Below are 19,215 nucleotides of genomic sequence, written 5' to 3'. Positions count from 1 at the left end.
TTTTTTACAGCTGCTTCTACAGGACTACGGTGCCGCCCATATGACGCGGCTTCGAACGCCACGGCTTAAAAAAAAGGGGCCTATGGAAGCCCCCTTTTCTTGCCGGACACGGGGCGGCTTACGCCTCCGGATTGACCTCGACGAACTCGTCGTCGCCTTCGTTGCCGCGCACGGCTGCAACCACTTCGTTGACCGCGCTGGCACGGCCTTCGAGGATCGCGTCAGCCACGCCTTGCGTGTAGAGCGCGACAGCCTTGCTGGCGTCGTCGTTACCCGGGATCACGTAGTCGATGCCTTCCGGCGAGTGGTTCGTGTCGACCACGGCGATGACGGGGATGCCCAGCTTGTTGGCTTCCGTCACGGCAATCTTGTGGTAGCCGACGTCGACCACGAAAATTGCGTCAGGAATGCCGCCCATGTCCTTCACGCCGCCGATCGACTTTTGCAGCTTGGCGATTTCGCGTTCGAACAGGAGCGCTTCCTTCTTGCTCATCTTCTCGAGCTCACCGGCTTCCACTGCTGCTTCCATGTCTTTCAGGCGCTTGATCGAAACCTTCAGCGTCTTGAAGTTGGTCAGCATGCCGCCGAGCCAACGTGCGTTCACAAACGGCATGCCAGCGCGCGCTGCCTCGTCGGCGATCGTGTCGCGCGATTGACGCTTCGTACCGACAAACAGGATCGTGCCACGGTTCGATGCCAGCTGACGCACGTACTTCAGTGCGTCGTTGTACATCGGCAGCGTCTTTTCGAGGTTGATGATGTGAATCTTGTTGCGATGACCGAAAATGAAGGGGGCCATCTTCGGGTTCCAGAAGCGCGTCTGGTGACCGAAGTGGACACCTGCTTCCAGCATTTGGCGCATGGTAACTGCCATGTTTCAATTCTCCGCTAGGGTTGGGTCTTAAGCCGGCTGCCGTATCGGTACGCCGCCCCGCTTACAGGGCTGACGCACCCGACACCCTGGGTGCACCGGCTCGCGATTTCGCTTTGTTACTGCCTTAATGTTGTCGCCGTTATTTTTTGCCCGCGGCGACAGCAGGCATAATCGCGCTCCAAAACTTCCGCAACCGAAAGATACAGGAAGCGACTTAGCCGAAGAGTATAGCACGTAAAGCTGAGCGCACTCAAGCCAGCTATTACCCTCGGAACGAATGCGCCGGCGCGCGGCGCGCTCGGCCGCCCCCCTCAAAAGCCAACGATCGTCCGGATAAGGTGCGATAATTTGATATTCGACTGCATTTTCGGGCGCACACCATGGCCATTTCGATCAAGAACGAACACGACATCGCGCAGATGCGCGTCGCCTGCCGGCTGGCAAGCGAGGTGCTCGACTACATAACACCGTTCGTCGTGGCGGGTGTGACGACGGGCGAGCTCGACCGGCTCTGCCACGAATACATGACCAACGTGCAAGGTACGGTTCCGGCGCCGCTGAACTATCAGCCGCCGGGCTATCCGCCCTACCCGAAGGCCATCTGCACCTCGGTGAACGACGTGATTTGTCACGGTATTCCGGGCGACAAGGCGCTGAAGAACGGCGACACGCTCAATATGGACATCACGGTGATCAAGGACGGCTATTTCGGCGACACGAGCCGCATGTTCATCGTTGGCGAGGGGTCGATTCTCGCGAAGCGCCTCGTGCAGACGACCTATGAATGCATGTGGCTCGGCATCGACCAGGTGCGCCCGGGCGGCCATCTGGGCGACATCGGCCATGCCATCCAGCGCTACGCCGAAGCGCAAGGCTACAGCGTCGTGCGCGAGTATTGCGGCCACGGCATCGGCACGGTGTTCCACGACGAGCCGCAGGTGCTCCACTATGGCCGCGCCGGCACGGGCGTCGAGCTGCTGCCGGGCATGATCTTCACCATCGAACCGATGATCAACGCCGGGCGCCGCGAGATCCGCACCATGCCGGACCAGTGGACCGTCAAGACCAAGGACCGCAGCCTCTCGGCGCAATGGGAGCACACTGTGCTCGTGACCGAGACCGGCTACGAAGTGCTGACGGTTTCGGCGGGCACGCCAGCCAAGCCTGCCATCGTTGCGCAGATGGCCGGTTCGGCCGCCTGATTGCAAGGCGCGCGCTGGGGGCGATCGCAACAGCAGGCGGCACAATGCAGTTCTGTAAGCAGGCTTCACCCAGGCATCATTCAGGCATACCCCGGACATAAATCAGGCTTAACCCGGCATCGCCCCCCCGCCCGCACGGTCCACCGCCCGGCAGTCCGCGCGTGGGCGCCGGGCATTCTCCAACCCGCGCCAACTGTACCGAAGCCCATGAGCGTTCCCGCCGTCGCCGCACCCGATACGTCGTCGCTGAAGTCCGACTACAAGGCCGCCAAGGCCCAGTTGCTCGAACGGTTCAGGAGCGCATCCAATGTCGACTCGCTGATGCGCGCGCTCGCCCGCGCCACCGACGACACCCTGCGCCGCGCATGGAGCCTGTGCGAGCTGCCGGCCTCGCTCGCGCTCGTGGCCGTGGGCGGCTTCGGGCGCGGCGAACTCGCGCCGTACTCCGACGTCGACATCCTCGTGCTGCTGCCTGACGATGAAGCGCTCGCACCGCTCGAATCCCGCCTCGAGCACTTCATCGGCCTCGCGTGGGACCTCGGCCTCGAAATCGGCAGCAGTGTGCGCAGCGTCTCGCAATGCCTTGAAGAAGCCGCCGGCGACGTGACGGTGCGCACATCGCTGCTCGAAGCGCGCCGCATCACGGGCAGCCCGACGCTGTTCGGCGATTTTGTCCAGCGCTACCGCGACGCCATGGATCCGCGCGCATTCTTCCAGGCCAAGGTGCTGGAAATGCGCCAGCGTCATGGGCGCTTCCAGGACACACCCTATGCGCTGGAGCCGAACGTCAAGGAAAGCCCCGGCGGCTTGCGCGACCTGCAACTGATCCTGTGGGTCACCGAAGCGGCAGCCTTTGGCAGCAGCTGGAAAGAACTCGATCAGCGCGGGCTCATCACGGAGCGCGAAGCGCGCGAGTTGCGCCGCAACGAGGCGTTCCTGAAAACCCTGCGTGCGCGCCTGCACGTAATCGCCGGCCGCCGCCAGGACATCCTCGTGTTCGATCTGCAGACGAGCGTGGCGGAAAGCTTCGGCTACTCGGCCAGCGCGGCGCGGCGCGCGAGCGAGCAGCTCATGCGCCGCTACTACTGGGCGGCCAAGGCGGTCACGCAGCTTGCGACCATCCTCATCCAGAACATCGAGGCGCAACTCTTCCCGAGCACGAGCGGCATCACGCGTACCCTCTCGGATCATTTCGTCGAAAAACAGGGCATGATTGAAATCGTGACCGACGACGTGTTCGAGCGCGAACCGCATGCGATCCTCGAAGCCTTCCTGCTTTACGAACAGGTGCCTGGCGTGAAGGGCCTCTCGGCGCGCACCTTGCGGGCGCTGTACAACGCCCGCGAGAAGATGGATCAGCACTGGCGCCGCGACCCGGAAAACCGCCGCCTCTTCATGGCGATCATGAAGGAGCCCGCAGGCATTACGCATGCCATCCGGCTGATGAACCAGACGAGCGTGCTGGGGCGCTATCTGCTGAATTTCAGGCGCATCGTCGGGCAGATGCAGCACGACCTCTATCATGTCTACACGGTCGATCAGCACATCCTGATGGTGCTGCGCAATATCCGGCGCTTCGCCGTGGCCGAGCACGCGCACGAGTACCCGTTCTGCAGCCAGTTGATCGCCGATTTCGAGCGGCCCTGGGTGCTTTACGTGGCGGCGCTGTTCCACGACATCGCCAAGGGGCGCGGCGGCGACCATTCGCAGCTCGGCATGGCCGACGCGCGGCGATTCTGCCGCGAGCATGGCATCGCCAGCGAAGACTCCGACCTGATCGTCTGGCTCGTTCAACAGCACCTGACCATGAGCCAGGTCGCCCAGAAGCAGGACACGAGCGATCCCGAAGTGGTGAAGCGCTTTGCCGATCTGGTGGGCTCCAAGCGCCGGCTGTCGGCGCTCTATCTGCTGACGGTGGCCGATATCCGCGGAACCAGCCCGAAGGTATGGAACAACTGGAAGGGCAAGCTGCTCGAGGATCTCTACCGCTCGACGAGCGCCGTGCTCGGCGGCGCCCAGCCCGACGCGCACTCGGAGCTCAAGACGCGCCAGGAACTGGCGCTCGCGCTGCTACGCCTCGAAACCGTGCCGGAGAACGCGCATCGCGCGCTGTGGGACAAGCTCGATGTGGGCTATTTCCTGCGCCACGACGCCGCCGACATCGCGTGGCAAACGCGTGTGCTCTACCGCTACGTGGAAACGCCCTCGCCCGTCGTGCGCGCTCGGCCCTCACCCGTGGGCGAAGCGCTGCAAGTGCTGGTCTATGCGAAGGACCGGCCGGACCTGTTCGCCACCATGTGCGCCTACTTCGACCGCAGCGGCCTGTCCGTGCTCGATGCGCGCGTGAGTACGACGCGCCACGGTTACGCGCTCGACAACTTCATCGTCGCCCACCCCGAAGGCGACGTGCATTACCGCGATATTGCGAATCTGGTCGAGCAGGAACTCGCCCAGCGCCTCGCGGCGTCCGGCAATCCGCTGCCGGAGCCGTCGAAGGGACGGCTCTCGCGCCTGTCGCGCACCTTCCCGGTCACGCCGCGCGTCGACCTGCGGGCCGACGAGCGCGACCAGTACTACATCCTGTCCGTGTCGGCGAACGACCGGCTGGGCCTTCTTTATTCCATCGCGCGCGTGCTCGCCGAGCACCGCATCGGCGTCCAGGCGGCGCGGATCAATACGCTTGGCGAGCGCGTGGAGGACGTGTTTCTGCTCGACGGGTCGGGTCTGTCCGACAACCGCCAGCAGATCCGCGTCGAAACCGAACTGCTGCGCGCGATAGCAGTGTGAAAGTAACATCGAAAGACGTAGAACCATGCGAGCCAAACTGACAGCCAAACATCCGCGCCCGGCCACGCCCGAACGCGCCCCCGTGCGCCGCGGCAGCACGACCGCCCGCAAGCCGGTGCGCTCAGACGAGGCGCGGCCGGCTGAAGGACGGCCCGCACAAGCGCGCCCGTCCATGGCAAAACCCGGCGGGAAGCCCATGTCCGGGAAGCCAGCGACCGCGCGCGAGCGCGACACGTCGAACCGGCCCGCGCGCGCGCCGCGCGAAGGCGGCGGCCCTGGCGACGAGCGCCGCCGCCGCGACGCGGGCGACGCGCCACGCAGCGCCAAACCGTGGGGCCGCGACGTGCGGCCCGCGCGCCGGACTGATGGCGATGAGCGCCCGTTCCCGCGCAATCGTGGCGAGGGCGACGAACACCGGCCGTTCCGGGCGCGTGATGAGGGCTCCTCCGAGCGCCGTTTTGAACGTAGCGGCAGCGACGAAGGGCGCAGGCCGTTCCGCCCGCGCGAGGAAGGCGGTGAGCAGCGCCGTTTCGAGCGCAGCGGCAATAACGAAGGACGCCGCCCGTTCCGCCCGCGCGAGGAAGGTGGCGAGCAGCGCCGCTTCGAGCGCAGCGGCAATAGCGAAGGACGCCGCCCGTCCCGCCCGCGCGAGGAAGGTGGCGAGCAGCGCCGTTTCGAGCGCAGCGGCAATAGCGAAGGACGCCGTCCGTCCCGCCCGCGCGAGGAAGGTGGCGAGCAGCGCCGCTTCGAGCGCAGCGGCAATAGCGAAGGACGCCGCCCGTCCCGCCCGCGCGAGGAAGGTGGCGAGCAGCGCCGCTTCGAGCGCAGCGGCAATAGCGAAGGACGCCGCCCGTCCCGCCCGCGCGAGGAAGGTGGCGAGCAGCGCCGCTTCGAGCGCAGCGGCAATAGCGAAGGACGCCGCCCGTTCCGCCCGCGCGAGGAAGGTGGCGAGCAGCGCCGTTTCGAGCGCAGCGGCAATAACGAAGGACGTCGCCCGTCCCGCCCGCGCGAGGAGGGCGCCGAACGCCGCTTCGAACGTAGCGGCAGCGACGAAGGTCGCCGCCCGTTCCGTGCACGCGAAGAAAACGATCGCCGCGCACCGGGTGCCGCACCACGTGGCGATCGCCCCGCATTTCGCCGCGACCAAGGCTCCGACGAACGCCGCCCGCGTGACGAACGAGGCTTCGCGCGCCCCGTGAAAGCCTCCTGGGACAACGCAAACGAGCGCGGCAGCAGCGCCCCGCGCCCACGCAGCCGCAACGAAGGCGAATCGTTCGCGCCGCGTGAGCGCAAACCCTTGGCGAAGGGCTCCGACCACGCACCGCGCCGCGCACCAGCCGCGGGCGACCACACTGCTCCGCAACGCACCGCGCGCGTGGAAATCGATGGCGACAATACCCTGCGCCTGTCCAAGCGCATGTCGGAGCTGGGCCTGTGCTCACGCCGCGAAGCCGACGAATGGATCGAAAAGGGCTGGGTCTATGTGGACGGCGAAGTCGTCGACACGCTAGGCGCCAAGGTCACGCCGCAACAGCGCATCGAAGTCGACCCGGCCGCGCTCGCCGCACAGGCACGTCAGGTGACGATCCTGCTGCACAAGCCGGTGGGCTACGTCTCGGGCCAGGCCGAGGACGGCTATGAGCCGGCGGCCACGCTCGTGACGGCCGAAAATCACTGGGACGGCGATCACTCGGGCATCCGCTTTTCGGCAAAACACCTGCGGACGCTCGCGCCGGCGGGCCGCCTTGACATCGACTCGACCGGCCTGCTCGTGCTGACCCAGGACGGCCGCGTGGCAAAGCAATTGATCGGCGAGAGCTCCGACATCGACAAGGAATACCTCGTGCGCGTGACCTATGGCGACATCGAGATGGAAGTCGACCAGCACTTCCCGCCCGAGTTGCTGGCGAAGCTGCGCCACGGCCTCTCGCTCGACGACGTGCCGCTCAAGCCCGCCATGGTGAGCTGGCAAAACGGCGAGCAATTGCGCTTCGTGCTGCGCGAAGGCAAGAAGCGCCAGATCCGCCGCATGTGCGAACTCGTTGGACTGAAAGTGGTGGGCCTCAAGCGCGTGCGCATGGGCCGCGTGCTGCTAGGTGCACTGCCGCAGGGGCAGTGGCGCTATCTGTCGGCGGACGAGGCGTTCTGAGCACCGCAAGTTGATGCCAGTCGCAGCAAATAAAACGGGAGCCGCGGCTCCCGTTTTTTTCATGCGCACCGCTTGTTCGCACACCCGACCTTAATCGTCGCTCTTCGGGTCGAGATCGGGGAACAGGATGTCGGTGAAACCGAACTTCGAGAAGTCGGTGATCCGCATGGGGTACAGCTTGCCGATCAGATGATCGCATTCGTGCTGGACCACGCGCGCGTGAAAGCCTTCCGCCACGCGCTCGATGGAGTTGCCGTACTGGTCGAAGCCGTTGTAGCGGATCATCGAATAGCGGCTCACCGCGCCGCGCAGGCCGGGCACCGAAAGGCAGCCCTCCCAGCCCTCTTCCATGTCGTGCGACAGCGGATGGATGACGGGGTTGATTAACACGGTTTGCGGCACCGGCGGCGCTTCCGGATAGCGCTCGTTGTCTTCGAAGCCGAAGATCACGACCTGCAGATCGACGCCGATCTGCGGCGCGGCGAGCCCTGCCCCGTTAGCCGCATGCATCGTGTCGAACATGTCGGCAATCAGCTCGTGCAATTCGGGCGTGTCGAAATGGTCGACCGGTCTGGCGATGCCGAGCAGGCGCGGATCACCCATTCTGAGAATTTCGCGAATCATGTCGTGTGCCCCTCCAGGAGCTTGTGCAACCCTTCTTCGTCGAGCACCGGCACGCCGAGTTCCTCGGCTTTCGCAAGCTTGCTGCCTGCTTCGGCGCCCGCCACCACGTAATCGGTCTTCTTCGACACCGAGCCAGCCACCTTCGCGCCGGCCGCTTCCAGCATTTCTTTCGCTTCATCGCGCGTGAGCGTGGGCAGCGTGCCGGTGAGCACCACCGTCTTGCCCGCCAGCACCCCCACGGGCGCTTTCGGCGCGGGAGGACCGTCCGCCCATCTGACCTTGCCCGGTGCGCGCAGTTGCTCGATTACGGTGCGGTTATGTTCTTCCGCAAAGAACCGATGAATCGACTCGGCCACGATCGGCCCGACATCATTCACTTCGAGCAATTGCTCGATGGACGCGTCCATGATCGGGTCGAGCGAGCCGAAATGCTTGGCCAGATCCTTCGCCGTGGATTCACCCACGTGGCGAATCCCGAGCGCGTAAATGAAGCGCGCCAGCGTGGTGGACTTGGCCTTCTCGAGCGAATCCAGCAGATTCTGTGCCGACTTGTCCGCCATGCGGTCGAGCTCGGCCAGCGTGGAGAAGCCGAGATTGAACAGGTCGGCCGGCGTGCGCACGAGATTCTGGTCGACAAGCTGGTCGATGATCTTTTCCCCGAGACCGTCGATATCGAGCGCGCGGCGCTGCGCGAAATGCCATAGCGCCTGCTTGCGCTGCGCCGGACAAAAGAGGCCGCCAGTGCAGCGGGCGATCGCTTCGTCGGGCAGACGTTCGATGCTCGAACCGCACACCGGGCATTCGGTGGGCATCACGAACTCGCGCGCGTCCGCAGGGCGCCGCTCGGCGAGCGCGCTCACCACCTCGGGAATCACATCGCCCGCGCGGCGCACGATCACCGTGTCGCCGATGCGGATGTCCTTGCGACGCACTTCGTCTTCGTTGTGCAGCGTGGCGTTGGTGACGGTCGCGCCGCCCACGAACACGGGTTCGAGGCGCGCGACCGGCGTGATGGCGCCCGTGCGGCCCACTTGCACGTCGATGGCGACAACCTTCGTGAGCGCCTCCTGCGCCGGGAATTTGTGGGCGAGCGCAAAACGCGGCGCGCGCGAGACGAAGCCGAGCGTATCCTGCTCGTCGCGCCGGTTGACCTTGTAAACCACGCCGTCGATGTCGTAGGGAAGCGACTCACGCTTCTCGCCCACGGCGCGGAAAAATTCCAGCAGCCCCTGCGCGCCTTTCACGACCGCGCGCTCGCTATTCACGGGCAGGCCCATTTCGGCGTACCAGTCGAGCAGTTCGCTGTGCGTGGCGGGCATGGGCTCGCCTTCGAGCACGCCAATGCCGTAGGCGAAAAACGACAGCGGCCGCTGCGCGGTGATCTTCGAATCGAGCTGGCGCAGGCTGCCTGCCGCGGCATTGCGCGGGTTCGCGAACTCCTTGTGGCCCGCTTCGCGCTGACGCTCGTTCATGCGGTCGAAGTCGCGGCGGAACATCAGCACCTCGCCGCGCACGTCGAGCACCTTCGGCACGCGCCGGCCTTTGAGCCGCAGCGGCAGCGAGCGGATCGTGCGCACGTTTTCGGTGACGTTCTCGCCCGTCGTGCCGTCGCCGCGCGTGGAAGCCTGCACGAACATACCGTCCACGTAGCGCAGCGAAATCGCCAGCCCGTCGAACTTGAGCTCGCACGCGTACTCGACCGGGTCGCCTTCGCCCTTGCCAAGTGCATCGGACACCCGCTTGTCGAAGGCGACGATGTCTTCGTCGGCAAAGCCATTGTTGAGCGAGAGCATCGGCACGTCGTGCACCACTTGCTCGAAGCCCGCTGCCGCCGCGCCGCCCACGCGCTGCGTGGGCGAATCGGGCGAGACGAGTTCCGGATGCCCGGACTCGATCTGCTGGAGCTCGCGGAACAGCTTGTCGTATTCCGCGTCGGGCAGCTCCGGCTGGTCGAGCACGTAGTACGCGTGATTGGCGCGCTCGAGTTCGGCGCGCAACCACGACGCGCGCTGCACCGCAGTGGACTCTTCGGAAGGACGGGCGGGAGAACGGACCATGCTTGGGGCGGTTTCTTCTGAGTGATCTGGATTGTCAGATTATCTCAGGAAGCCACCGCCGTGGCATCGGCCGAGCGGCCAGCTTCGTGCGTCGCCGAACGGCCCGCGTTTGCAAGCTCGCGTTTGCGCCCCGCACAAAAAGCGCGGCGCCGTGATGGCGCCGCGCTTCTCGCAATGGCAAAGACTTAGCCCTTACTGGCTGAAGAGCCGCCGCGTGGCCGGCGAACCCGCCGGAATGCCGGCCTGCTCGAGCTTTGCGTAGAGCGTCATGAGCTGCTTGTCGATGGACTGCAGCACGGACTCCGGCAGCGGCCGGCGTTGATCGTCCACCACGCGGCCGCCGATGCGTTCCGCGAGCGAGCGAGCGTAATCGCACATCAGGCGGAACGGCAGGATGTCTTCGTCGGCCACCGGCACGTCGAGAACCAGGGTAATCATCTGGCCGCCCTTGTAGGTGAGATCGTCGCGCAGGAAGTTGGTGTCGCCGAATTGCAGCATGAACACCGGGCTCTGCTTCGAATCGAGCTTCACGAAACGCGTGCCATCGCGCGAAAGCAGCAAGCCGTCCTGAGCGGCCACCGCCTGCACGTAGTTCGCCGACCACGGCGCGCCGTCCGAGAGCACGTTGATCGACAGCTGGGCATCGCACTGCGCCGCGAAGCCGTCGAGCTCACGGGCCATCGCAACAGTTTCGGTCATATCGGGGAATTCGGGCAGGCCATCGAGCGCATCCGCGAACTGCTGGACGCCCGCGACGAACTCGGAGAACTCCAGTTCGTTGAGCGGACCGTTGCGATTCGCCAGCTGCGCGGCCGCGCGCAATTCCTCGTAGCGCACGCCGTTTTGCAGCAGCTCCCAGCCGTCGCCGCCTTCGGGCTTGCCTTCGATATGCACCGGCTTGCTGCCCGCGCGACGCAAACGCTGCGCAAGCGGAATCACGCGCTCGCCGGGCTGCGGCCCGCCGAGCCGGATCGGCACGATGCAGTCGATGCGCCGATCCACGATGGCGGGCGGCGCCGACGATATCGTCGTAGCGGCCGGCAGCACCGGCTCGACGCGATCGTCTTCCGCGCGCTTTTCGCCCTGCTTTTCATCATGCTTTTCGTCGCGCTTCTCATCCTTCGCGACATCAGCCGCGGGCTCGCCGTGCTCCGTTGAGGACGCAAGCGACTCGTCGGCCTCCTCAGCCTCGTCGCTCGAAAAGCCATTCGACGAAGTTCTCTCCGCCTGGATGTCCACCGGCGTATCCGCGGGCGCCACCGCGCCGAAGCCCGGCTCCATGCGCTCCTCGGCGGCGCTGCCGCCCGCGAGCGACGGCTCGCGTTTGGCCGGCGCGCGGGCTGGCTCGATGAACGGGCTCTGCTCGTTCAGGTCGTCGCGCAACGGCGCCTCGACCGCTTCCTCGGGCATCGGGCGCGGCATGCGCCGGCGCACTTTGGCGTTCTGCCACGCGTTGTACACCACTACGCCCCCGACGACCACGGCACCCGCGCCGATCAAACCGAGAGTCAACTGATCCATGCATGCTCCATCTGCAATTCTTTTCCGGCGGCGCGCCTGGTCCCTTCATCCTTCCCGAACACGCACGCCGCGTGCGTGGCCATCAGGCCGTATTCTGTGCGAAACCCGCCGCCGTTTCCATGTCGACCGCAACGATGCGCGAAACGCCCTGCTCCTGCATCGTCACGCCAATCAATTGCTGCGCCATCTCCATCGCGATCTTGTTGTGCGAGATGAACAGGAACTGCGTCTTGTCCGACATCGCGCGCACCAGATTGGCGAAGCGTTCCGTGTTGGCGTCGTCGAGCGGCGCGTCCACTTCGTCGAGCAGACAGAACGGCGCCGGGTTCAACTGGAACATCGCGAACACGAGCGCCGTGGCGGTGAGCGCCTTCTCGCCGCCCGAGAGCAGGTGGATCGTCGAGTTCTTCTTGCCGGGCGGCTGCGCCATCACCTGCACGCCGGCGTCGAGAATCTCGTCGCCGGTCATGATGAGCTTCGCCTGGCCGCCGCCGAAGAGGCGCGGGAACAAGTCGCCGAAATGCCGGTTCACCTCGTCGAAGGTGCCTTGCAGCAGCGTGCGCGTTTCCTGGTCGATCTTGCGGATCGCGTCTTCGAGCGTTTCGATCGCGCTCGTGAGGTCGGCGGACTGCGCGTCGAGGAAGACCTTGCGCTCCTTCGCGGCGGCCAGTTCGTCTAGCGCGGCCATGTTGACCGGCCCCAGCGCCGTGATCGCGTTATTGATGCGCGTAACTTCGCCCTGCAGATACGAAGGTTTGAGGTCGGGCGAAAGCTTCTCCTGCAGCGCGGTTTCGTCCACGCCCGCAGCCTGCAGTTGCTCGACGAACTGCTCGCCGTTCAGTCGCGCGGCCTGCTCCTTCAACTGCAATTCGGTGATGCGGTCGCGCAGCGGTTGCAGTGCGCGCTCGGCGGTGAGACGCATCTCGTCGGCTGCGCGCAGCTTCGCGCTCAGGTCGTCGAGCTCGGCGCGCGCGGCGCGCAGCGCCTCTTCCTTCTCCGCACGTATTTCCAGCGCGTCCTGCAACCCCGTGTGCGCGGTCTGCTCGTTGATCGTTTCCAGCTCCGCGCGCGCGTCTTCGAGCGAGGCGGCCACGCGCTCGCTCTGATCGTGCGCGACCTGGATGTTGCGCTTGAGCTCTTCGATGCGGTTGGCCATGTTGCGCGCCGCGAAGCGTGCATCGCCCGCCGCGCGCTCGAGATCGCGCGCCTCGTTGCGGGCGCTGCCCAATTCCTCGTCGAGCGCCTCGAACGCCAGTTGATTGTCTTCGAAGCGAGCCTGCAATTCGGCGAGCTCGACGTCGTGACGCTCGAAGTTCGCCTCCGACTCTGCGCGCAGCGCGCGCTGCTCTTCGATCTGTGCGCGGATCTCTTCGAGTTCCTCGCGGATCTGCGTGCTGCGCGCCGTGTAGCGCTCGTGCGCCTGAGTGAGCTTGAGCACCTCCATCTGCAGCGCGTGCACCCGCTGCGTCGCGCGTTCGGCCTGCTGGCGCACTTCGGTGAGCGCCTGGGCCGCCTGGGTGTGCGCGGCCTCGGCGCGCACGGCGACGGCACGTGCGTCGTCGGCGAGCAGCGCCTGGGCGCGCACCTGACGCGTGAGGTTTTCGATTTCCTGCTGGCGCGCCAGCATGCCCGCCTGCTCCGAGTCGGCGGCATAGAGCTGCACGCCCACGCGCGTCACCACATGGCCTGCCTTCACCACAAACGCGCCGCCTTCGGGCAACTGCGCGCGCTTCGCGAGCGCTTCGGCCAGATCGGCGGCCACGAACGTCGTGCCGAGCCATTCGTTGAGCACCGCGCGCAGGCCCGCGTCGTCGATGCGCACGAGAGAAAGCAGCGGCGTGAGGCCCGCAGGCGCGGCCAGCGCCGGGCCAGCGGGCGGCGGCGCGTAGAACGCGAGCTTGGCCGGCGGCGCGTCTGTCGCGAATGCCTTCACCCAGTCGAGGTTCGACACTTCGAGCGCGGCCAGGCGCTCGCGCAGCACGGCCTCGAGCCCGGTCTCCCAGCCGGCTTCGACATGGAGCTTCTTCCACAAACGCGGCAGCGCGCCCAGTTCATGGCGCTCGAGCCACGGCTGGATCTTGCCTTCGGTCTGCACGTTCTCCTGAAGCTGCTTGAGCGCCGCGAGGCGCGCTTCGAGCTGATGGATCTGCGCGCCTTCGGCCTGCACACGCTCGTGCGCGGCGCGGCGCTCGGCGTCGAGGCGTGGCACGGCTTCCTGCGCATCGGCAAGGCGCTGCTGCGCCTCGTGCAGGATCTCTTCCTGCTCGGCCAGTTGCATGCGCAACTCTTCGAGCTGTGCTTCGTCGGGTGCGTCGAGCCCGCCTTCCTCCGAGTTCAAGCGCTCGTGGCGCTGCTGAAGCTGCTGGAGCATCTGATCGGCGTTGCGCTGATGCGCGGCTTCGAGCTTGATCGCCTGCTCGGTGCGCGCGATGCCCGCGCGCTCGTCGTTCAGTTGGGACTGAGCGTCGCGCCAGCGGTTTTCGAGCGCGGGCAGCGCTTCCTGCTTCGCCGCCGCCTGTTCTTCGGCGATGGCTGCCTTCTCCTCGCCCATCGCGAGCTGCTCTTCGGCATCGGCGATGTCGTCCTGGGCCTTCTGCGCCTGCACCTGCCATTGCTCGCGCTGGGCGGTGAGCGCCGCGATCTGCGCCTGCACCCGATTGCGCGATTCGACGATGAACTTGATTTCCGCTTCGAGGCGGCTCACTTCGGCGTTCGCTTCATAGAGCGAGCCTTGCGCGCCCTGCATCGCATCGCTGGCCGAATAGTGCGCGACGCGCAGCGTTTCGAGCTGCGCTTCGACTTCGCGCAGCTGCGCGGTGTGCCGCTCCAGGTCGATCTGCGCCTGCTCGATCGCGCGCTGCTGGCGCTGCTGCTCGCCGGCCGCTTCGTTCTTGCGCAAGAGCCATAGCAGGCGCTGCTTTTCTTCGCCTTCGGCTTGCAGCTCGCGGAACCTGGTCGCCACCACGGCCTGCCCTTCGAGCTTCTCCAGGTTGGTGGAGAGCTCGCGCACGATGTCCTCCACGCGCGTGAGGTTCTCGCGCGTGTCGTGCAGACGGTTTTCCGTCTCGCGGCGGCGCTCCTTGTACTTCGAGACACCCGCGGCCTCTTCGAGGAACACGCGCAGTTCTTCGGGCTTCGCCTCGATGATGCGCGCGATCATGCCCTGCCCGATGATCGCGTACGCACGCGGCCCGAGGCCGGTGCCGAGGAAGATGTCCTGGATGTCGCGCCGGCGCGCCGGCAGATTGTTGATGTAGTAGCTTGAGGTGCCGTCGCGCGTGAGCACGCGCTTGACGGCGATCTCGGCATACTGGCCCCACTGGCCCGCGGCGCGCCCGTCGGCGTTGTCGAACACGAGTTCGACGCTCGCGCGGCTGCCGGGCTTGCGCGCGGTGGAACCGTTGAAAATGACGTCCTGCATCGACTCGCCGCGCAGTTCCGAGGCGCGCGATTCTCCGAGCACCCAGCGCACGGCGTCGATGATGTTCGATTTGCCACAGCCATTGGGCCCGACCACCCCGACGAGTTGGCCCGGGACCTGGAAATGCGTGGGATCGACGAAGGATTTGAAGCCAGCGAGTTTAATCGAGGTCAGACGCACGGCGATATCGCTGTTTGAATAGGGAAGTGAACGGGACCGCCCGCGCCGCAAGCCATGCGCCGCACGCGCATGGGTCACGCATCGAATGCTGCGGGCGCTTCAGGCACAACACCAGCACTTCGGGCACTACATCTCGGGCAGCTGCCACGGCTCGCCGCGCGAAGCACTGTGTGCGCGCCCGCCCGGCGAGGATCAGCGGCAATCATACCATCGTGCGCGCGCCTTTCTGCCCGCTGCGCGGCGAAGCTCCGGGGTCGCCGGCGTCATGGGTCCCGCCGTCGGCATCGTCGCCTTCGCCGCTTTCGTCGATCGGGCACGCTTGCGCGTGGGCAATCACGCTGGCATCGGCGCTCGCGTGCTGCTCGTGCCTCCCGCCCGCTTTGGCGTCCTGCGCGCGGTGCACCCAGCTCGACAGCAGCGTGGCCAGCACGATGCATGCGCCGCCCGCGCACTCGCGCGGCCCTGGCGTTTCACCCGCGAGCAGCCACGACGAAAGCGCGGTCACCACGAGTTCGAACAGCATGATGATCGACGCGCGGTTCGCAGGCACGCGCGCGAGGCCATACTGCACCAGCATGTTGTTCGAGCTCAGCAGCAGCCCGAGCACGACCACCAGCAGCACGATGCGCGCCAGCGGCTCGCCGCCGTGCAGCACCGGCGTCGGCTCGAAGCGCGACGCCACGACGCCGCAGATCGCCGCCCCGGCAAAGATCACGGCAGTGCGCATCTCCGGCTTCATCTGCGGCAGCACGCGGCTCGTCTTCACCACGAGCACATTGCTCATCGCGAAGCCCATGCCGCCCGCGAGCCCCGCCCATTCGGCCGCGTTGGCCGGCAACGGCACGCCGAGCTTCGGCGACCACAGCATGAGCGCCGCGCCCAGCAGCGACAGCGCGGAAAGCGCCGCGCCAGCCCCCGTGAGGCGCTCGTTCAGGATGAAATGCGCGTAGATCGCCGTCCATGCCGGCGTGAGGTAGAACAGCAGGAGCACACGCATCACTTCGCCGTGGATCGCGCCCCACACGAAGCCCATATTGGCCACGCCCGCAGCCAGCCCAAGCATCGGCAGCACCCAGTGCCAGCGCACCGTGGCGATCGAGCGATGGCGCAACAACAGCACGAAGAGGCACCCCGCCGCACTAGTGGCCGCTCCGGCGGCCGTGCCGGTCAGCCCGAGGCTAGCGAGCGTGCGCAGTGGATACCAGATCACGCCCCACACCGAGGCGCCGATCATGATGGCGAGCGTCGGCCAGCCGGACTTCAGGCTCGTGTTCATCGCCCGGCTCTCTCACACCGCGCCCGCGCGAAGACAGCGCGCAACGGCTGCTTTTCGGACTGCATACTCCTCCTTTGCTGCTTCTCGTTTGTTGCTGACTGTCCTGCCGGTTTGTCTTGCCCGATGCCGTATGTGCGGTATGCGCGTTGCGCCACGCCCGAGCAAGCTTCGTCGCCGAAGCGCGCCCACCGGGCCTTCCGGGTGCATTTCTGGATCATGGTCCGGGCCACATGCCTTGCCTGCGCACACGCCGGAGCGCCCGCAGGCCGTGCATCGCCACGTTATAATCGACGCTTTTCCAGCCGCAGCAGCCTTCATCCCCGACGCGCGACAAGCTCCGTGCCGCCGCGATCCACGCCATCCATGCCGGATCGCGCCGCCAGGCACGGCAGAAACCGGCCCTATCATGGCCACGACATCGCCGCGCCGGGTTACATCGGATCACATCGTCGCCGAAGCCGGGCCGCCGCTGCCGGCCGATATGCCGACCATTGCACCGCGCGCTGTCCAACCGTATTTCGCCTTTCGCCCGCCAAGCCCGTGAATCCGCTACTCGACACTCTCCAGCCCTATCCCTTCGAAAAGCTGCGTGCGCTCTTCAAGGACGTCGCGCCGAATGCCGGCCTGCGCCATATCAGCTTCGGGATCGGCGAGCCGAAACATCCGACGCCCGCGCTGATCCGCGACGCCATCGTCGCTTCGCTCGACGGCCTGTCGGCCTACCCGGCCACGGCCGGCAGCCCCGCGCTGCGCGAGGCGATCGCGAAATGGGTGACCGAGCGCTACAGCCTGCCCGCCATCGACGCGAACACGCAAGTGCTGCCCGTGTGCGGCTCGCGCGAGGCGCTCTTCGCGCTCGCCCAGGCCGTAGTGAACCCGACGGCGAATCCCTCGGCGGGAGCAAAAGATCCGGCAAAGCGGCCGATCGTACTCTGTCCGAATCCGTTCTACCAGATCTACGAAGGCGCTGCGCTGCTCGCAGGCGCCGAGCCGTACTTCGTGAACAGCGATCCCAGCCGCAACTTCGCCTGCGATTATTCGCAGGTCCCCGAAGAGGTCTGGGCGCGCACGCAGTTGCTCTATGTCTGCTCGCCGGGCAATCCGACGGGCGCCGTGCTCACCCTCGAGGACTGGCGCGAGCTGTTCGCGCTCTCCGAGCGCTACGGCTTCGTGATCGCCTCCGACGAGTGCTACTCGGAAATCTACTTCGACGAAGCACATCCGCCGCTCGGCGGCCTGGAAGCGGCGCACCAGCTCGGCCGCGGCTTCGAGCGTCTGATCATGCTCTCGAGCCTCTCAAAGCGCTCGAACGCGCCCGGCATGCGCTCGGGCTTCGTCGCGGGCGACGCGGCCCTGCTCAAGCAGTTTCTCCTTTACCGCACGTACCACGGCTCGGCGCTGTCGCCGGTCTGGCAGTCCGCCAGCATCGCGGCCTGGGGCGACGAGGCGCACGTGCGCGAGAACCGCGCGAAGTATCTGCAGAAGTTTTCGACCGTGACGCCGATGCTCGCCGACGTGCTCGATGTGAAACTGCCCGACGCCGCGTTCTATCTGTGGGCCAACGTCGCGCGCACTGGCCTTACGGATACCGCGTTCGCCCAGCGCCTCTACGCCGACTATAATGTGACGGTTCTGCCCGGCTCGTACCTCGCTCGCGAAGCGCATGGCGCGAATCCCGGCAAAGACTTCGTCCGCATGGCGCTCGTCGCCGACGTCGAGGAGTGCATCGAGGGCGCGCAGCGCATCGTCGAGTTCTGCCGCTCGCTCAAGCAGTAACAGTAAAGCCATCTACGTACGCGCGCCCGTCCCCGGATGCGCGAGTCATCGCACTTGAACTCATACGAAACCACCATCATGTCGCAACAACTTCAGCAGATCATCGACACCGCCTGGGAAAACCGCGCCGACTTCTCGCCCAAGTCGGCTCCGAACGACGTGCGCGAAGCCGTCGCCCACGTCATCGCCGAGCTGGACAAAGGCGCGCTACGCTGCGCCGAGAAGAAGGACGGCGACTGGGTCGTCAACCAATGGGTGAAGAAGGCCGTGCTGCTGTCGTTCCGCCTGGAAGACAACGTGCCGATGCCCGCCGGCGGCTACAGCCAGTTCTACGACAAGGTGCCCTCGAAGTTCGCCAACTACACGGCCGAAGACTTCGCCGCGGGCGGCTTCCGCGTCGTGCCGCCGGCCATCGCGCGCCGCGGCTCGTTCATCGCGAAGAACGTCGTGCTGATGCCGTCGTACACCAACATCGGCGCCTATGTCGATGAGGGCACGATGGTCGACACGTGGGCCACTGTCGGCTCGTGCGCGCAGATCGGCAAGAACGTGCACCTCTCGGGCGGCGTGGGCATCGGCGGCGTGCTGGAGCCGCTGCAGGCCAACCCCGTCATCATCGAAGACAACTGCTTCATCGGCGCGCGTTCGGAAGTCGTGGAAGGCGTGATCGTCGAGGAAAACTCGGTCATCTCGATGGGCGTGTACCTCGGCCAGTCGACCAAGATCTTCGACCGCGAAACCGGCGAAGTCTCGTACGGCCGCATTCCGGCAGGCTCGGTCGTGGTGGCCGGCAACCTGCCCTCGAAGGACGGCTCGCACAGCCTCTACTGCGCCGTGATCGTCAAGAAGGTCGACGCGAAGACGCGCGCCAAGGTCGGCCTGAACGAGCTGCTGCGAGGCGACTGATGGCGAAGGCCGCAAAAACCGTCGTCGTCTACGGCATTCCGAACTGCGACACCGTGAAGAAGGCCCGCGTGTGGCTCGAAGAGCACGGCATCGAGTTCGAATTCCACGACTTCAAGAAGGCCGGCGTGTCGAATGCGCTGGTCCAGGACTGGCTCAAGGATGTGTCTCTGGATCTGCTCATCAACAAGCGCGGCACGACCTGGCGCGGCCTGTCCGACGTGCACAAGGCCGAAGCCGACACGACCGCCGGCGCGATCGCGCTGATGATCCACAAGCCGTCGATCATCAAGCGGCCGGTCGTGGCCGTGAATGGCCGTGTGAAGACGCTGGGTTTTTCCGCCGAACAATACGAGGCGCTGTTCGCTTGAGAAAAGCGCCGTTCGCCTGAAACGGTTTTCCGTTGCTGTTGCCGGCCCCTGTTCGATCAGCGGCGCCGGCATTT

12 protein-coding genes are annotated in these 19,215 nt (G+C 66.1%); 6 read left to right on the top strand and 6 right to left on the bottom strand.

The annotated features are described in order from the left end of the window. Positions 1 to 118 precede the first annotated feature (118 nt). Positions 119 to 874, bottom strand: coding sequence for a 30S ribosomal protein S2 (gene rpsB / locus P5W99_RS06840; RefSeq protein ID WP_035531861.1), 756 nt, complete (start codon positions 872 to 874; stop codon positions 119 to 121). Positions 875 to 1,254: 380 nt separating this feature from the next. On the opposite strand from rpsB, the gene map reads away from it, so the two are divergent. The 3 genes from map to P5W99_RS06825 all read left to right on the top strand — a co-directional run bounded on the left by map (position 1,255) and on the right by P5W99_RS06825 (position 7,012). Further along, the gene (gene map / locus P5W99_RS06835) at positions 1,255 to 2,076 is read left to right on the top strand and encodes a type I methionyl aminopeptidase (protein WP_421023846.1); all 822 of its coding nucleotides are present in this window, start codon (positions 1,255 to 1,257) and stop codon (positions 2,074 to 2,076) included. A 207-nt stretch (positions 2,077 to 2,283) separates the two neighbouring features. Next, on the top strand, positions 2,284 to 4,863 hold the full coding sequence (locus P5W99_RS06830; RefSeq protein WP_421079408.1) for a [protein-PII] uridylyltransferase: 2,580 nt from the start codon (positions 2,284 to 2,286) through the stop codon (positions 4,861 to 4,863). A 25-nt stretch (positions 4,864 to 4,888) separates the two neighbouring features. Continuing rightward, positions 4,889 to 7,012, top strand: coding sequence for a pseudouridine synthase (locus P5W99_RS06825; protein ID WP_434662300.1), 2,124 nt, complete (start codon positions 4,889 to 4,891; stop codon positions 7,010 to 7,012). A gap of 90 nt (positions 7,013 to 7,102) precedes the next feature. Here P5W99_RS06825 and def read toward each other — a convergent pair whose 3' ends face one another. The 5 genes from def to P5W99_RS06800 all read right to left on the bottom strand — a co-directional run bounded on the left by def (position 7,103) and on the right by P5W99_RS06800 (position 16,091). Next, positions 7,103 to 7,636: a peptide deformylase gene (gene def, locus P5W99_RS06820; RefSeq protein ID WP_213295933.1), complete on the bottom strand. Its 534-nt coding sequence runs from the start codon at positions 7,634 to 7,636 to the stop codon at positions 7,103 to 7,105. Further along, positions 7,633 to 9,693: an NAD-dependent DNA ligase LigA gene (gene ligA / locus P5W99_RS06815; protein ID WP_434662297.1), complete on the bottom strand. Its 2,061-nt coding sequence runs from the start codon at positions 9,691 to 9,693 to the stop codon at positions 7,633 to 7,635. The genes def and ligA overlap by 4 nt, the downstream gene beginning before the upstream one ends. A gap of 192 nt (positions 9,694 to 9,885) precedes the next feature. Beyond that, positions 9,886 to 11,214, bottom strand: a complete 1,329-nt coding sequence (locus P5W99_RS06810) for a cell division protein ZipA C-terminal FtsZ-binding domain-containing protein (protein ID WP_421023840.1) — start codon at positions 11,212 to 11,214, stop codon at positions 9,886 to 9,888. 82 nt (positions 11,215 to 11,296) lie between these two features. Continuing rightward, a complete protein-coding gene (gene smc / locus P5W99_RS06805) occupies positions 11,297 to 14,815 on the bottom strand; it encodes a chromosome segregation protein SMC (RefSeq protein ID WP_421079405.1) in 3,519 nt (1,172 codons plus the stop codon). Positions 14,816 to 15,017: 202 nt separating this feature from the next. After that, positions 15,018 to 16,091 (bottom strand): DMT family transporter, encoded by a 1,074-nt coding sequence (locus P5W99_RS06800; RefSeq protein WP_421023838.1) that lies wholly within the window; start codon positions 16,089 to 16,091, stop codon positions 15,018 to 15,020. A 540-nt stretch (positions 16,092 to 16,631) separates the two neighbouring features. Between P5W99_RS06800 and dapC the strand changes: the two genes are divergently transcribed. From dapC to P5W99_RS06785, 3 genes are all read left to right on the top strand, one after another. After that, the gene (gene dapC, locus P5W99_RS06795; protein WP_421023837.1) at positions 16,632 to 17,867 is read left to right on the top strand and encodes a succinyldiaminopimelate transaminase; all 1,236 of its coding nucleotides are present in this window, start codon (positions 16,632 to 16,634) and stop codon (positions 17,865 to 17,867) included. Positions 17,868 to 17,945: 78 nt separating this feature from the next. After that, positions 17,946 to 18,773: a 2,3,4,5-tetrahydropyridine-2,6-dicarboxylate N-succinyltransferase gene (gene dapD, locus P5W99_RS06790; RefSeq protein ID WP_421023836.1), complete on the top strand. Its 828-nt coding sequence runs from the start codon at positions 17,946 to 17,948 to the stop codon at positions 18,771 to 18,773. After that, the gene (locus P5W99_RS06785) at positions 18,773 to 19,141 is read left to right on the top strand and encodes an ArsC family reductase (protein ID WP_035531888.1); all 369 of its coding nucleotides are present in this window, start codon (positions 18,773 to 18,775) and stop codon (positions 19,139 to 19,141) included. Before dapD ends, P5W99_RS06785 begins: the two co-directional genes overlap by 1 nt. Positions 19,142 to 19,215: the final 74 nt, after the last annotated feature.

The sequence above is a fragment of the Paraburkholderia sp. A3BS-1L genome, assembly GCF_051125215.1.
In the GTDB taxonomy this organism is placed as follows: domain Bacteria; phylum Pseudomonadota; class Gammaproteobacteria; order Burkholderiales; family Burkholderiaceae; genus Paraburkholderia.
Note: the sequence above shows the minus strand (reverse complement) of the source record. Positions and strands in the feature narration are given on the sequence as shown.